The organism is Aeromonas sp. S5(2024) (genome assembly GCF_041403025.1).
Classification (GTDB): domain Bacteria; phylum Pseudomonadota; class Gammaproteobacteria; order Enterobacterales; family Aeromonadaceae; genus Aeromonas; species Aeromonas hydrophila.
Genome location: NZ_JBGLRI010000001.1, coordinates 395,757 through 411,365, shown reverse-complemented (window position 1 = coordinate 411,365; position 15,609 = coordinate 395,757). Strand labels below are relative to the sequence as shown.

Below are 15,609 nucleotides of genomic sequence, written 5' to 3'. Positions count from 1 at the left end.
CTGTATAAGAGATTTGACGGGAAAAAGCAATCTTGTGAGCAAATTTGCCCGGCAGCCCGAACCACTTTGTTTCTTTATTTATTAATGCGAAGCCGAGCCGCGGGAAGCAACCGCTTTTTTATTTTTATGCTATATCCACCCTCTTTTTATATTTGAAACGACATAACCAACCGCTCTTGTAACATAACAAACCAGTTTCGTTATCATCTTGTTACAAAAGACAAAATCTCCTTATAATGGCTGCATCCCGCAGCATTGTGCGCGGAAGGAACCGCTACCCATATAAAAATCGAAAGGATGTACTCAATGAAGCACTTCGAGGTCAACTTCGACGGCCTGGTCGGCCCGACTCACAACTATGCCGGCTTGTCCTATGGCAACGTCGCCTCCCAGAACAATGCCAAGGAGGCGTCCAATCCGAAGGAGGCGGCCAAGCAGGGTCTGCGCAAGATGAAGGCACTGACCGAGCTCGGCATGACCCAGGGAGTGCTGGCCCCGCAGGAGCGACCGGATCTCGCCACCCTGCGCCGCCTGGGCTTCACCGGCAACGATGCCAGCGTGCTGGCCCAGGCCGCCAAACAGGCCCCCGCCGTGCTGGCCGCCTGCTATTCGGCCTCCAGCATGTGGACCGCCAACGCCGCCACCGTCTCCCCGAGTGCCGATACCCAGGATGGCCGCATCCACTTCACCCCCGCCAACCTGACCAACAAGTTTCACCGCTCCCTCGAACCCGAGGTGACCGGCCGCATCCTGCGCGCCGTGTTCAACAACGACCGCCACTTCTATCACCATCAGCACCTGCCGGAGAATGACCACTTCGGTGACGAGGGAGCCGCCAACCACACCCGTCTGTGCCGCGCCTATGGCGAGTCCGGGGTCGAGCTGTTCGTCTATGGCCGCAGCGCCTTCGACGTCTCCCAGCCCGCCCCCAAACGCTACCCGGCCCGCCAGACCCTGGAAGCGAGCCAGGCCATCGCCCGCCTGCACGGCCTGGGGGACGAGAGCGCGGTCTTCATCCAGCAGAACCCGGATGTCATCGATCAGGGGGTGTTCCACAACGACGTGATCGCGGTGGGCAACCAGAACGTGCTGTTCTTCCACCAACAGGCGTTTCTCAATACCGCCTCGGCGCTGGCCGAGGTGCGCACCAAGTTCGGCGACGGCGAGCTGCACTTTATCGAGGTGCCAACTGCCGAAGTGTCGGTGCAGGATGCGGTCAAGTCCTATCTGTTCAACACCCAGATCCTCACCCTGCCTTCCGGTGAGATGGCGATCATCGCCCCCACCGAATGTCGCGACAACCCGGCGGTGTCCGCCTATCTGGCCAAGCTGGTGACCCTGGGAACCCCGATCAAGGGGGTGCACTACATGGACGTGAAGCAGAGCATGCGCAACGGCGGTGGCCCCGCCTGCTTGCGGCTGCGGGTGGCCATGAACGACACCGAGCTGGCTGCGATCAACCCGGCCTGCCTCATCACCGACAGCCAGTTTGCCCGCCTCGATGGCTGGGTCGATCGCCACTACCGCGACAGCCTGGCACTGGACGACCTGCGGGATCCGGCGCTGGTCATGGAGTCGCGCACCGCGCTGGACGAGCTGACCCAGATCCTCAAACTCGGCTCCGTCTACCCGTTCCAGCGCTGAGACGCGCCATCGGCCTGCAGCGCCGACCCAATGAAAAAGCCGGGCAAGTGCCCGGCTTTTTTTATTTGATTTTACGTTGCCCTGACTCAGCGCCAGGGGCCCTGCTGCCACAGCCGACCAAGACCGGACTCCAGCGCCACGGCGGCCTGCTGGCCGAGCTTCTGGGTCAGACTCTTTGGCTTGCTGTAGCGAATGCCGACCACCTTGTGCTGGCTGGCCTGGGCCAGCAGATAGTCATCGCTGGTGCAGAGGCTGTCCACCAGCCCGAGCTGCTTGGCCTGGCTCGCCAGCCAGTGCTCGCCGGTGGTGACGCTGTCGATGTCGAGGTTGGGTCTGTGCTCGGCCACGAATGCCTTGAAGCGCTCGTGAATGGCGCCCAGCTCCTCGCGAAACTTCTCGCGCCCCTGATCGTCGTTCTCGCCGAACATGGTGATGGTACGCTTGTACTGGCCGGCGGTGTGCATCTCGAACTCGATGTCGTGCTTTTTGAGCAGCTTGTTGAAGTTCGGCAGCTGGGCGATCACCCCGATGGAGCCGACGATGGCAAACGGCGCCGCCAGGATCTGATCCGCCACGCAGGCCATCATGTAGCCGCCGCTCGCCGCCACCTTGTCGATGGCCACGGTCAGCTTGATGTCACGATCCCGCAGCCGCTGCAGCTGGGAAGCAGCAAGGCCGTAGCCGTGTACCACGCCGCCGCCGGATTCGAGCCGCAGCAGCACTTCGTCGCCCGGCTGGGCCACCCCTATCACGGCGCTCACCTCTTCACGCAGGGAGGCCACCTCCTTGGCATCCATGCTGCCGTGAAAATCGATGACGAACAACCGGCTGCGCGCATCTTCGCTCTTGGCCCGAGCCTTGTGCTCAGCCTTGCGCGCCTTCTCCAGCTGCTTGCGCTCAGCCTTGCCGGCCAGCGCGGCCTGCAACTGGTGACGTCCCTGCTCCAGCTCGCTGGAGAGATCGGTCACCACCAGCTCCCCCTTGCGAGATTTGGGCTGACGGCTGCTCACCACCATCAGGATGACGGCGCCGATGGCGAGCAGTAGGGTGAGGGTCTTGGCCAGGAACAGGCCGTATTCGGTCAAAAATGCCACTTGATGCTCCACTGGTGTGCCCCGGGGGGACGATTTTTTCACATTCTAGGGAGTTTGCCCGGTGTGCGCAAAAACTCTGCGTCAACCCGTCAAAAATGCCAATCGACAATCACAACCCCTCTGATTTATTCACATTTTTGCCATCTCATACTGGTCAAACGCCGTGCGGGATCAGTACACTTGCCCCTCTATTTGCCGCGCGCATCTGCCACGAATTGTTAACAGGAGTTGTCATGTTCAACTATCAGGCCCCCCGGGATCTGCTCAAGGACAAGGTCATTCTGGTCACGGGTGCCGGTGACGGCATCGGCCGCGAAGCGGCGCTCACCTATGCGGCCCACGGCGCCACCGTGATCCTGCTCGGCCGCACCAGCGCCAAGCTGGAGGCTGTCTACGACCAGATCGAGGCGGCCGACCACCCGCTGCCCGCCATCGTGCCGGTGGATCTCAAAGGCGCCACCAAGAGCCACTACCTTGGCATGGCCGAGACCTTCGCCCAGCAGTTCGGCCGCCTCGACGGCGTGCTGTTCAACGCCGGCCTACTCGGCACCCTGTCACCGTTCGAACACATCCAGGAGCAGGAGTGGGACGAGGTGATGCAGGTCAACGTCAAATCCGAATTCCTGCTGACCCAGGCGCTGCTGCCGCTCATCCGCCAGACCGCCAAGGAGCAGGGCGATGCCTCCATCGTCTACACCTCCTCCAGTGTGGGCCGCAAGGGCCGCGCCTACTGGGGCACCTATGCCATCTCCAAGTTCGCCATCGAAGGCATGATGGAAGTGCTGGCGGACGAGCTGGAAAATACCGGTGTGCGGGTCAACACCCTCAACCCGGGCGGCACCCGCACCAAGATGCGGGCCAGCGCCTTCCCGGCCGAAGATCCGATGAACCTCAAGACCCCGGCCGACCTGATGCCGCTCTATCTCTATCTGATGGGCGCGGACAGCCGGGGCAAAACCGGCCAGACCTTTGTGGCACAGCCCAAATAAATCAACAAAATAACCGCAACCCTGCGCTGCATGGGGTTACATTCAATAGGGTGCCGTCGGCACCCTGTTGCAACATCCGCTCCCTTATCAGGTTGAGATATGTTTCGTCCCAAGAGCACGTTTGAGCAATGGCGGATCTTTCAGGCCGTGGTGGACTGTGGCGGCTACGCCCAGGCCGCCGAGGCGCTGAACAAGAGCCAATCCTCTCTCAATCATGCGGTAGCCAAGCTGCAGCAGAGTCTGGGTGTGGCTCTGCTGGAGGTGAGAGGGCGCAAGGCGGTATTGACGCCGGCGGGGGAGATCTTCCTCAAGCGGGCCCGTCAGCTCAGCCAGCAGGTGGAAGAGCTGGAGAACCTGGCCAACAACCTGGAGCGGCAGTGGGAGCCGCAGATCAACCTCTATGTGTCGGTGCTGCAGCCGCGCGAGCGACTCTATCGGGCACTGGCCCACTTCTATCCCCGCAGCCGGGGTTGCCGGGTCAATCTGCACGAGCGCATCCACTGCCACTTCAACGCCCTGCAGGTAGGGGATCTGATGCTCTCCGAACACCTGCCCCACGATCGCACCGGCCTGCCGCTGGACGAGGTGTGCCTGCTGCCGCTCTGCTCGGCCGAGCACCCGCTCGCCACTCAGGGCGGTGCCATCGCCGCCGAGGAGCTGGCCAGCCACAACCAGATCAGCCTGCATCCCCCCATTCACCGCTCGGTGGACTGGAACGACGCGGACGACACCGGCTGGAAGGCGACCCACTATCACGAGGTGATCGCCATGCTCAAGCTCGGCCTCGGCTACGCCTGGCTGCCGCGCCACCTGGTGCAGGAGGAGCTGACAAGCGGCGCCCTGGTACCGCTGGATCTGGCGAGCGGCAACGAGCGCCACCTCTATACCTATCTGCTGACTCCGTCGGCCGACGCGCTGGGCCCGGCCACCGAACTGCTGCTGCGCTGCCTGCGCAACGAATACCAGAACGACAACGACCGCTAGAGCGCCTCCCCGCCGCCATCAGACATTGAGGCGGGCCGACCCGCTCGCCCCTCACCCTTTCAGCTTCAGACGTTCGGCACCCGCCAGCAGGCGGCCAATGCCAGCAGCGCCAGGCCCATGGCCACCATGAAGACCCCGTGGAAACTCCAGATCTCCGCCACAGTCCCGGCGATAGCCCCTGCCATGATGGAGCCGGTGCGGATGCTGTTGGCGAACAGGGTGGTCGCCACCCCGGCGCGACCCGGCATCAGATCCTGGAAGTAGGACATGCCGATGCCGGCGACGATGCCGATGAAGATGGCGTTGAGCAGTTGCAGCGCAATCAGGGCATGCTGGCTCGACAGGGTCACCAGCCCCACGTAGAAGCCGACCCCGGCCAGCACCGCCAGCAGCATCATGGGGCGCTTGCCAAAGCGCTGGGTGTAGTGGCCCGCCAACAGCATGAAGGGGATCTCGAGGGCCGCCGCCGTGCCCATCAGCACCCCGGCCAGCTTCTCCTCCAGCCCCAGCTCGCGGGTGATGTAGAGCGGCATGTTGATGAGGTACATGCTGTTGCAGGTCCACATCAGGGTGGAGGCGATGAAGAGCGCCCGCACCGACGGATCCCGCCAGCTGCTGACCCGCTCCACCTCGCTGTCCATCACCGGCAGCGGCAGCGAGGGCAGCCAGCGCCACACCACGAAGGCGCAGAGCAGATAGGCCACTGCGGAGGCGAGGTACATCACCTCGAAGCCGTAGCCGATGGCCAGTGCGAAGGCGATGGGTGGCCCGATCACCCAGGCCAGCGAGAACTGGGCCCGCAGCACCGAGCTGAACATGTCGGCCCGCTTGTTGCGGCTGTCGGCGTATTCCCGCGCCAGCGCGAACAGCTGGGGGCTGGCGGTCGCCGCCAGGCTTGCCAGCAACACCCCCAGGCTCACCAGCAGCCAGTACTGCCGGTTCCAGGCAAACAGCAGGGAGAGCACCACGCCGGCGAAGCAGCAGCGCAGGATCAGCCGCTTGCGATCCCCCTTGTTGTCGGAACGATGGCCGAGCCACTGGCTGATGAGGATGCCGATCACCGCGTTGACGGTATAGAAGAGCCCCACCAGGAAGGGGCGCACCTGCACCTCCTCGGCCAGGAACAGGCTCAAGGTGGGCACCTGCAGTGCCACCGCCACCCCGGTCATAAAGGTCACGGCCAGAAAAGAGAGGGAGACGGGATCCGTCCTGTTGCGAGCGGCGGTCAGCAAGCGCATAGAATTACCACTGATTGGAGGGAAGAAAACTGGCCAAAATTCGGCAAGTGCATGAAATGGCGTCGCTTATTTTATGTCATTATCAAGAGCCACCTCAAGGCTTGCGACCCCGTCCCCGACCCCGTACAGTGAAAGCCCACTGGCCAGCATAAGGATTTCACATGTTTGATTTTGACCGGGAAATAGATCGCAGCGGCACCATGAGCCTGAAATGGGACAAGTACAAGGGACAGGACGTGCTGCCCATGTGGGTTGCCGACACCGACTTCGTCTCCCCCCCTGCCGTCATCGAGGCCCTCACGACGCGGGTCGCCCACGGCATCTTCGGCTACTCGCGCCCCTCTCCCCGGCTGATCGAACTCATCATCGCGCGGCTGGCCAGCCGCTATGGCTGGACCATCCAGCCCGAGTGGATCGTCTTCCTGCCCGGCGTGGTGCCCGGTCTCAACCTCGCCTGCAAGGCCTGGAGCCAGCACGGCCGTGGCATCATCACTCCCAAGCCGGTCTACTACCCCTTCCTGCAGGCGCCGGGCTTCAACGACCGGCCGCTGCTCACCGTGCCCATGGTGGAAGAGGCCGGTCGCTGGGTGCTGGATATCGAGGAGCTGGAGCGCCAGGCGCCGGCGGCGGATCTGCTGCTGCTGTGCAACCCGCACAACCCGGGCGGCACCGTGTTCACCCGCGAGGAGCTGCTGGCCATCGACGCCATCGCCGAGCGCCACAACCTGGTGATCTGCTCCGATGAAATTCACTGCGACCTGCTGCTGGACAAGGACGCCCGCCACATCCCCTACGGCGCCATCAGCCCGGCGGCGGCCGAGCGCTCGGCGGTGATGATGGCCCCGAGCAAGACCTTCAACATCGCCGGGCTCTGCTGCTCCTTCGCGGTGGTGCCCAATGCCCGTCTGCGCCTCAAGCTGCAGCAAGCGATGCGCGGCATCAGTGCCGACGTCAACCTGCTGGGCTTCGTGGCGGCAGAGGCGGCCTATGAAGGGGGCGAGCAGTGGCTCAGCGAACAGCTCGACTACCTGGCCGCCAACCTCGCCCTGATCGAGCAGGCGGTCGCCCGCTGGCCCGGCATCAAGCTGGCGCGCCACCAAGCCACCTACCTCGCCTGGATCGACATGAGCGCGCTCGGGCTGGACGACCCCATCGCCTTCTTCGAGCAGGCCGGGGTGGGGCTCTCCCCCGGTGCCCAGTTTGGTGACGGCCAGTTCGTGCGGCTCAACTTCGGCTGCACCCGGGCTCGCCTCGTCGAGGCGCTGGCCCGCATGGAGAAGGCCATTCTGGCGCGCTGATCACGCGCGTTTTCCCCCATGGCCTCATCATATGGGCAGTGGCGGGGCCGGCAGCCGCCGGCCCCGCAATATATTGAAGTCAGCCAGATCCGTATCCGATCGCAATAGGGTATATTTTGGCGACATGCCGCCACGGCCCCGCAACCCGGGATGTCGATGGCGCCGAATACGGCGCAGTGCCGCAGCCAGCTGCTGGCGCGGCCGAATGCCAACCGGGATGGGCCAGCCCAATCCCTTTTATCAGCCATTGATCCGGTTCACTATGCCCCAACCAGCCTTGCACCCTCTGCCGACCCTGCTTCGCCGCACCCTGCCCTGGCTGGCGGCGGCCCTGGCGCTGCCCCTGCAGGCAGCCACGCCTGCCTATCTCACCATCGGTACTGGGCCCCTCAACGGCGTCTACTACCCGACCGGTGGCGCCATTTGCCGGCTGCTCAATGAAGAGACGGCCAGCCATGGCCTGCATTGCTCGGTGCAGAGCACCTCCGGCTCCCTTGCCAACCTGAAGGCGTTGCATCAAGGGAAAGTGCAGCTGGCGCTGGTGCAGTCCGATGTGGTGCACCACGCCGCCCACAGCACCGGCCCCTTCATGGGTCAGGCGCCCGACGACCAGCTGCGCAGCCTCTATCGGCTTCATCAGGAGTCGCTGACCCTGCTCGCCAGCGCCAACAGCAACATCAACACCCTGGCCGACATCGAGGGCAAGCGGGTCGATCTGGGCAATCCGGGCTCCGGCGAGCACATCACCAGCCAGGCCCTGCTCGATGCCATGGGCTGGCAGGCCAAGAGTTTCGCCCCCGTCATCCCCGCCGCGGCCAACAACCGGTTGGAGGGGCTCTGTGACGGTACCCTGGACGCCGCCTTCGTGGTGGCGGGCCACCCCAATCAGGCCATCGGCGATCTCACCGGCCGCTGCAAGGCGCGCCTCATCCCCATCGAAGGGGAGCAGGTCGACGCGCTGCTCAAACAGCATCCCTACTATCAGCGCAGCCGCATCGGCGCCAACCTCTACCCGGGCCAGCCCAGCGGCGTCAACACCTTCGCTGTCACCGCCGAGCTGGTGGCGCTGGCCAGCCTGCCCGAGGGCGAGGTGCGCACCGTGCGCGACGTGCTGAGCGGGCGACTCAAGCAGTTCACCCGCCTCCATCCGGCCCTCACCGCCCTTACCCTGGAGGGAATGCAGGGCGAGGCGGAAGTACCGCGCCACGCCGGCATGGCGGATGCCCCGCTCGCCCTGCTGCCCGAGACCCTGAACCCGGCTCCGGCCACCTCGGAAGCCCTGGCAACCTCAGCGGCGCAGCCCACCGAAGTGGAACGCCCCGCCGGTGAAAACACGGCACAACCTGCCGGCGAGACGGGCGCCCCTTCCCCGGAAGGCGCGCCTGTTACCTCGTCCGGGCAGACCCCTGGCGCCCTGCTGCCGACCCCCTCGGCGGCCGCAGCCACCGAACCGGGTGCCAGTACCGTGCTCGAAGGGGCCGCCGTGGAACAGGGCGGCAAGCTGACGGGCACGGCCGCGCCAAGCCCCTCTGCCGTGATGAGCGGGGAGCAACCCGCCTCGCCGGTCCCCGCCGAACCGGCATCGACAGCAGCGGCCGCACCAAGCACCGCCTCACCGACCGGGGACGGCGCGCCTGCCCAGTAAGGCCGCCAAACAGCCACAACGAAAGAGGCCACCCAAGGGTGGCCTCTTTTTGTTTCGATATCGGCCGGGCTCAAGCCCTGGCGTCCGGCAACGGCTGCGGACGCTGGATCTCCTGCTCCACCCAGTGCAGCAGTTGCTTGATGGCCCGCGACAGCACCTGGTTCTGGCGCACCACGTACCCTAAGCTGGTGCCGGGAAAGTCGGTAAGCCGGGTCACCGGGGCGGTCAGCTTGAGCCGCGGGTGAATGGAGAAGTCCGGCACTATGGCCACCCCGAAACCCGCCTCGGCCCAGTCGAGCTGGGCGTCCACGCTGCCTACTTCCATGATGCGGCAGCTGGGCAGACCGAGCAGCGGCAAAGAGGGGTCGATGAGCGCCCGGGTGCGGGTGTCGTGGCCCAGCAGGATCAGGGTCGGCTCGTCGAGGGGATCGCTCTCCCCCGCCTTCGCCCGCGCCTGCCAACGAGCGAGGCCGTGGCCCAGCGCGCACCAGGTCACCTGCTGCAGTTCGGTGTAGAACAGCGGCTCGCTGCGCTTTTGCGCCATCACGAAGCCCAGGTCCGCCTTGCCCGCCTTGACCAGCTCAGCTGCCTGATCCGAAGTGGTGTTGAACAGGGTGAGGTCGATGCCGGGGAACTCCTGCTTGAAGCGCTGAAAGGGCTGAATGAGCAGCAGGCGCGAGATGATGTCGCTGGCGGCGATGGCCAGCGTTCCCTGACTCAACTGGTTGAGAGCGTTGAGATCGGACTGGCAGAGCTGCAGCTCGGCGATGGCGCGTTCGGCACTTTGCAGCAGCCGCTCGCCGGCCTGGGTCAGCCGAAACGGGCTGCGCTCGATGAGTTTGACCCGGGTCGCCTGCTCCAGATTCTTGAGGTGCAGGCTCACATTGGGCTGGGTCATGTGCAGTTCGGTGGCGGTCTGGCCGAAGTGCTGCAGCCGGGCCAGGGTGACGAAGGTGTGCAGCCAGTGAATATCCAGCATGGGGATCCTCTTGTGCCGCCACGGCCGAACGGGCCCCTGATGGGGATGCCGGCACGGCAGCGGGGCGGTTTGCCGATAAATTCACCGCAATTATATGACTCTCTTATCGGAATTATAAAGATAATTAATTTTTCTAATCCTCCTGAGCCTCCTAGGATGATCGCCTAACGTCTTAGGAGAAAGAGTCATGTCGTCTATCGTAGTCGTAGGTGCCAACTGGGGTGATGAAGGCAAAGGCCGCATCGTGGATTATCTGGCAGGTCAAGCAGGCGCCAGCATTCGCTTCCAGGGCGGCAACAACGCCGGCCATACCGTCGTCAACGACCTTGGCACCTTCAAGCTGCACCAGGTTCCGAGCGGTGTGTTCAACCCGGATTGCCTGGTCGTGCTCGGCCCTGGCATGGTGATCAGCCCCGAGAAACTGACCGTCGAGCTGGACGAAGTGAAAGCCTCCGGCGTCACTCCCAAGCTGGCCATCTCTGATCGCGCCACCCTCTGCCTGCCGCTGCACGCCATGGAAGATACCCTGGAAGAGCAGCGTCTGGGCGACGGCGCCTACGGTTCCACCCGTCAGGGCATCGCTCCCGCCTATGGCGATCGCGTCATGAAGAAAGCGATCCTGGTGGGCTGGCTGAAGCAGCCGGAAGTACTGGTCGAGCGCATTCAATTCTTCCTCGACTGGAAACTGCCGCAGCTCAAGGCCCTCTACCCGACCTTCGAATTCAATCAGACCGCCCAGGAGATGGCCGACTGGCTGCTGGAAGTGTCCGCCCCCTGGATCGACTCTGTCTGCAACGTCAGCATGCCGCTCAAAGCGCTGCAGGCCGAAGGCAAGACCCTGCTGTTCGAAGCCCAGCTGGGCGCCGGCCGTGACCTGATCTACGGCGAATACCCCTGGGTGACCTCCTCCCACGTTTCCGGCGCCTATGCCGGCATCGGTGGCGGCCTGCCGGGTCTGCGTCCCGAGCGCGTCATCGCCGTCGCCAAGGCGTTCAGCACCTCCGTCGGTACCGGCACCCTGCTGACCGCCATGGAGAACCAGGACGAGTTCCGCAAGATCGCCAACGAGTTCGGCGCCACCACCGGCCGTCCCCGTGACGTCGGCTACTTCGACGCCGTCGCCACCAAGAACGGTGTCGAGCTGCAGGCTGCCAACGAAGTGGCGCTGACCAAGCTGGACTGCCTGACCGGTCTGCCGGATCTGAAGATCTGCGTCGCCTACGAAGGTGCCCACACCGAGAACCCGATCTGGCCGCAAACTGCCGGTCTGAAGCCGGTTTACGAAGTGATGGAAAGCTGGAGCGAAGACATCACCGGCTGCCGTACCTTCGCCGAGCTGCCCAAAGCGGCTCAGCAGTACGTACTGCGCATCGAAGAGCTGCTGGGCGTACCGGTGCCGATGGTCTCCGTCGGCCCGGGCCGTGACGAGATGATCCTGCGCTAAGTCGCGCGATCAGCTGTCAGCACAGTAAAAAACCGGCATCCAGGATGCCGGTTTTTTTATGCCCGGGCGCACCACATCTCTTTCACCGCCCTCATTAAAGATCAACGTAAAGACTCATATCATGGCAGCAAGACGGCCACTTTGAGCGGTTGAGTCACTCACATCCTCCTCCTCTTCGCTAGACTGATCCCATCATCCACCGAGGAGCCTCACCATGAAGATTGCCAAGCGTACCACCCTGCTCTCCCTGCTGTGCGTGGCGGCCCTGCCCGCCAGTGCTATGACCCTAAAGAGCAGCGACATCCACGAAGGCCAGCTGATGGACAAGGCCTTCAGCTTCAACGGCTTCGGCTGCAGCGGTGACAACCGCTCGCCCCAGCTGAGCTGGCAGGACCTGCCTGCCGGCACCAAGAGTGTCACCATCACCGCCTATGACCCCGACGCCCCCACCGGCAGCGGCTGGTGGCACTGGCTGGTGGTGAACCTGCCTGCCAGTCAGAACGAACTGCCGAGCAACGCCTCCGGCAAGCTCAAGCAGGGGCTGGAGCTCAAGACCGACTTCGGCAGCCAGGGCTACGGCGGCCCCTGCCCGCCCGCCGGCCACGGCATGCACCGCTACCAGTTTACCGCCTGGGCCCTGCCCCAGGCCCTGGAGGTGAAGGCAGACACCCCGCCCGCCATGGTAGGCTACATGCTCAACAGCATGGCCCTTGGCAAGGCCACCCTGACCGCAACCTTCGTCACCCCCTAGGAGCCAGCCGGATGAGCACGCCGCTGCTGCAACTGCACCACTATCTCGGGATCCGCCAGCAACCGCTGCACCGGGTGCTCATCTACGCCCCCACCATCATCTGGGTGGAGCAGGGTCACAAGCAGTTGTGGTGGCAGGAGAAGCGCCTGGCATTCGATCAGGCGAGCTGGCTGCTGATCCCGGCCGGTCACCAGCTCACCTTCGTCAACCAGCCGGAGCAGGGCAAGTTTCGCTCCCGTGCGCTGACCCTGCTGACCCCGCCCCCCGTCGAATGGCTCAGCGCCGCCCAGGCCGGCCCGCTCAGAGAGCCGCGCCTGACGGTAAGCCCGGCGCTGGCCTTCTGTTTCGAGCTGGTCTGCTCCATGGCGGATCGGCGGCTCAATGAGGCCACCCAGGTCCAGCTGCTGCAGGGTTTTTATGCCGAGCTGCAGGCTGCCGGCGGGCTCGATCTGCTGTTTCCCGCCCACACCATGACCCTCGGCGAGCGGCTGGCCCGCTACCTCGGGGTGGAGCCGGGCGCCGATCACACCCTGGAGGGGGTAGCACCGCGCTTCGCCATGAGCCGCGCCTCCATGGCGCGCAAGCTGGCCGCCGAGGGGCGCAGCTTTCGCCAGCTGCTGACCCAGGTGCGCATGAGCCACGCCCTCACCCTGCTGCAGCAGGGTCTGGCACCGCTGGAGACGGCCCTCGCCTGTGGCTACGACTCCCCCAGCCGCTTTGCCGCCCGCTTCAAGCAGGAGTTCGGCCTGACCCCCTATCAATACCTGCGTACCTGCCCCTCCTCCCTCTCGCTGGCTGCCGCCAAACAAGTAAATGGTTACTAAAATATCGAGTTATGTAACCTCGTGTAACCGGGTGATCCGGCTCACACCGGCCCCTCCTGCACTGTGACACAGCGCCAATAATCCCCTCAAAATCACCCTATAATGGCTCTCGCAAACGCTTTCACTAAAACAAGCACTAAAAAACACCTTCCTTAACCTACAAAAACTGTCATTGGAGCGAGAGATGTTTCGTAAAAGTTTACTATCCGTCACCCTGAGCGTCGCCCTGTTCGGCCTCACTGCCTGCAACGGCAATGACTCCAGCAGCCCGACCGCCCCCAGCGCCACCCTGGCGAACCAGTATCAGAACGTGATCGACCGCAGCGGCACCCCGCTCCAGTTCCGTGACTTTGACAGCTACTCCAACCTCAAATACAACCCGCTGCTCGATCTCGGCGCCTGGCACGGCTTCCTGCTGCCCGCCAGCGACAGCGAGTGGGGCGGCTTTACCGGCCCCATGGTCATCGCCGAGGAGTACAGCCTGTTCTTCGCCAGCGAATTGGACAAGCTGACCCTGAGCAACGAGAGCGGCCGCGCCTTCCCGCTCACCAGCGCCAGCAAGCAGGCGCTGTACGCCATCCCGGGGGCGCTGGTGCAGCGCTTCGAGTTCGAACCCTTCACCCTGGAGCTGGAGCTGCGCTACGGCGATGCCCGCACTGCGCTGGTTCGCACCCGTCTCATCAACCACTCTGACGCCCCCCTCACCCTCAAGCTCAACTGGCAGGGGGAGCTGCTCAACCAGTGGGATGCCAACAAGACGGTCGCCGAGCAGTACCCCGCCTGGACCCGCACCATCAGCCAGACCGAGCGCGGCGTGGCATTCCAGTTCGGCAAACTGCGCAGCACCTGGAACATCATGCAAAGCGGCAGCGCCAGCTACCGCATCGATCGCACCCTGCCCAGCCGTACCACCCTCGACGAGCAGGGGCTCGGCTACGTGAGCGAGGCCAGCCTCACCCTGGCCGCCAAGGGCCAGCAGGATATCTATACCCTGCAGAGCTATGTCCACAGCCGTGCTGACGCCGACCGCTTCGAGCAGAGCCGCCAGGCGCTGCTGGCCGACCCCGCCAGCCATTTCGACGACTCCATCCGCCGCTGGGAGGATTACCTGGCGCGCGGCCTCTCCAATCAGGGGATCCCGGAATCGGAGCGGCGCATCGCGGTCAAGGCAATGGAGACCCTCAACGGCAACTGGCGCTCGCCGGCCGGCGCCATCCTGCACGACGGGGTGACCCCCTCCAACACCGCCCGCTGGTTCGACGGAGTCTGGGCCTGGGACAGCTGGAAGCACGCCTACGCCATGGCCCACTTCAACCCCGAGGTAGCCAAGAACAACGTGCGCGCCATGTATGACTACCAGATCCAGGCCGATGACCCGGTTCGGCCGCAGGATGCCGGCATGGTGATCGACGCCGTCTTCTACAACAAGCTCGCCGATCGCGGTGGCGACGGCGGCAACTGGAACGAGCGCGACACCAAGCCGCCCCTCTCCGCCTGGGCCATCTGGGAGATCTACAGCGCCACCAAGGACAAGGCCTTCATCGCCGAGATGTATCCGAAGATCCAGGCCTATCACGACTGGTGGTATCGGGCGCGGGACAACAACCGCAACGGCATCATCGAATATGGCGCCACCCGCCACGTCGAGCACAACGACGAGTTCGGCAACATCACCTTCAAGGTGCAGTACCCGACGGGGGCTCCTGTCGGGCTGGATCTGTCGAGCTGTACCAATGAAGGAGATGGCTGGTATGGCTGCGCCGGCATGGCGCTCTATCAGCAGGTATTGAGCGCTGGCGGCTACGCCGACATGGATATCGGCGCCCAGCACGGCGCCGGCTGGGAGTCCGGCATGGACAACGCCGCCCGCTTCGGCTTTATCGAGCCGGATCAGCTCAAGCGCTATGCCGACAAGACCTATGGCGGCGACATGGCCAAGGCGCGCCAGGACTGGAACGTCTTCTTCTTCGAAAACCATCAGGACGACGGCAGCCTCATCGGCTTCTCCATCGATCAGGAGTCGGTGGAGCTCAACGCCTTCCTCGCCAAGGAGAAACGCATCCTGGCCGACATGGCCGAGCTGCTCGGCAAGCCGGACGAGGCGAGCCGCTATCGCGAAGGGGCGACCCAGCTGGCCGGCTATATCAACAGCTGCCTGTTCGATGAGGCCTCCGGCTTCTATTACGACCGCCAGATAGCCCAGGGGGATCTGCCCGACGCCAACGGCTGCGTCGGCAAGCTGTTGACCGCCCGCGGCCGTGGCCCGGAAGGGTGGAGCCCGCTCTGGGCCGAGGTGGCGGACAAGGAGAAGGCGGCGCGGGTACGCGAGGTGATGCTCAATGCCCAGGAGTTCAACACCAAGGTGCCGCTGGGCACAGCCGCGCTGACCAACCCGGCCTACGACCCCGACATCTACTGGCGCGGCCGGGTCTGGCTGGATCAGTTCTACTTCGGGGTGAAGGGGCTGGAGAACTACGGCTATCGCAGCGATGCCCAACAGCTCGTCAACAAGCTGTTTGCCAACGCCGAGGGGCTGGCGGGCAGCGGCCCCATCCGCGAGAACTACAACCCGGAGACCGGCGCCATGCAGGGGGCCAGCAACTTCAGCTGGAGCTCGGCCCACCTCTACATGCTCTACCGCAACTTTCTGAAAACCGAGGGTTGATCCCAACTAACCCGGTCAATGCCCCAACAAAAAGGCCTCCGCAAGGGAGGCCTT

12 protein-coding genes are annotated in these 15,609 nt (G+C 64.2%); 9 read left to right on the top strand and 3 right to left on the bottom strand.

The window, feature by feature from the left end:
* The first annotated feature begins 306 nt into the window (after positions 1 to 306).
* Positions 307 to 1,644, top strand: coding sequence for an N-succinylarginine dihydrolase (gene astB, locus ACB032_RS01910; RefSeq protein ID WP_226032130.1), 1,338 nt, complete (start codon positions 307 to 309; stop codon positions 1,642 to 1,644).
* 86 nt (positions 1,645 to 1,730) lie between these two features.
* Here the strand turns inward: astB and sohB are convergent, their stop codons facing one another.
* Positions 1,731 to 2,738 carry a protease SohB gene (gene sohB / locus ACB032_RS01905; protein WP_042065667.1) on the bottom strand — a complete coding sequence of 336 codons (1,008 nt, stop codon included), beginning with the start codon at positions 2,736 to 2,738 and terminating at the stop codon, positions 1,731 to 1,733.
* Positions 2,739 to 2,971: 233 nt separating this feature from the next.
* Here sohB and ACB032_RS01900 point away from each other — a divergent pair, with 233 nt between their 5' ends.
* Complete coding sequence (locus ACB032_RS01900; RefSeq protein WP_371137221.1) at positions 2,972 to 3,727, top strand: YciK family oxidoreductase; 756 nt, start codon at positions 2,972 to 2,974, stop codon at positions 3,725 to 3,727.
* Between the two features lie 99 nt (positions 3,728 to 3,826).
* A complete protein-coding gene (locus tag ACB032_RS01895; protein WP_011706897.1) occupies positions 3,827 to 4,711 on the top strand; it encodes a LysR family transcriptional regulator in 885 nt (294 codons plus the stop codon).
* Positions 4,712 to 4,776: 65 nt separating this feature from the next.
* Here the strand turns inward: ACB032_RS01895 and ACB032_RS01890 are convergent, their stop codons facing one another.
* On the bottom strand, positions 4,777 to 5,949 hold the full coding sequence (locus ACB032_RS01890) for an MFS transporter (RefSeq protein WP_005303290.1): 1,173 nt from the start codon (positions 5,947 to 5,949) through the stop codon (positions 4,777 to 4,779).
* 161 nt (positions 5,950 to 6,110) lie between these two features.
* Here ACB032_RS01890 and ACB032_RS01885 point away from each other — a divergent pair, with 161 nt between their 5' ends.
* Positions 6,111 to 7,247 carry a MalY/PatB family protein gene (locus ACB032_RS01885; RefSeq protein ID WP_049047436.1) on the top strand — a complete coding sequence of 379 codons (1,137 nt, stop codon included), beginning with the start codon at positions 6,111 to 6,113 and terminating at the stop codon, positions 7,245 to 7,247.
* Positions 7,248 to 7,509: 262 nt separating this feature from the next.
* On the top strand, positions 7,510 to 8,892 hold the full coding sequence (locus ACB032_RS01880) for a TAXI family TRAP transporter solute-binding subunit (protein WP_371137220.1): 1,383 nt from the start codon (positions 7,510 to 7,512) through the stop codon (positions 8,890 to 8,892).
* Positions 8,893 to 8,962: 70 nt separating this feature from the next.
* Here the strand turns inward: ACB032_RS01880 and ACB032_RS01875 are convergent, their stop codons facing one another.
* Positions 8,963 to 9,871 carry a LysR family transcriptional regulator gene (locus ACB032_RS01875; protein ID WP_011706900.1) on the bottom strand — a complete coding sequence of 303 codons (909 nt, stop codon included), beginning with the start codon at positions 9,869 to 9,871 and terminating at the stop codon, positions 8,963 to 8,965.
* Between the two features lie 187 nt (positions 9,872 to 10,058).
* Here ACB032_RS01875 and ACB032_RS01870 point away from each other — a divergent pair, with 187 nt between their 5' ends.
* From ACB032_RS01870 to ygjK, 4 genes are all read left to right on the top strand, one after another.
* Complete coding sequence (locus ACB032_RS01870; protein ID WP_005303296.1) at positions 10,059 to 11,315, top strand: adenylosuccinate synthetase; 1,257 nt, start codon at positions 10,059 to 10,061, stop codon at positions 11,313 to 11,315.
* 214 nt (positions 11,316 to 11,529) lie between these two features.
* Positions 11,530 to 12,066 (top strand): YbhB/YbcL family Raf kinase inhibitor-like protein, encoded by a 537-nt coding sequence (locus tag ACB032_RS01865; protein ID WP_371137219.1) that lies wholly within the window; start codon positions 11,530 to 11,532, stop codon positions 12,064 to 12,066.
* Positions 12,067 to 12,077: 11 nt separating this feature from the next.
* The gene (locus tag ACB032_RS01860) at positions 12,078 to 12,890 is read left to right on the top strand and encodes a helix-turn-helix transcriptional regulator (RefSeq protein ID WP_323967145.1); all 813 of its coding nucleotides are present in this window, start codon (positions 12,078 to 12,080) and stop codon (positions 12,888 to 12,890) included.
* Positions 12,891 to 13,074: 184 nt separating this feature from the next.
* Positions 13,075 to 15,555 carry an alpha-glucosidase gene (gene ygjK, locus ACB032_RS01855; RefSeq protein ID WP_371137218.1) on the top strand — a complete coding sequence of 827 codons (2,481 nt, stop codon included), beginning with the start codon at positions 13,075 to 13,077 and terminating at the stop codon, positions 15,553 to 15,555.
* Positions 15,556 to 15,609: the final 54 nt, after the last annotated feature.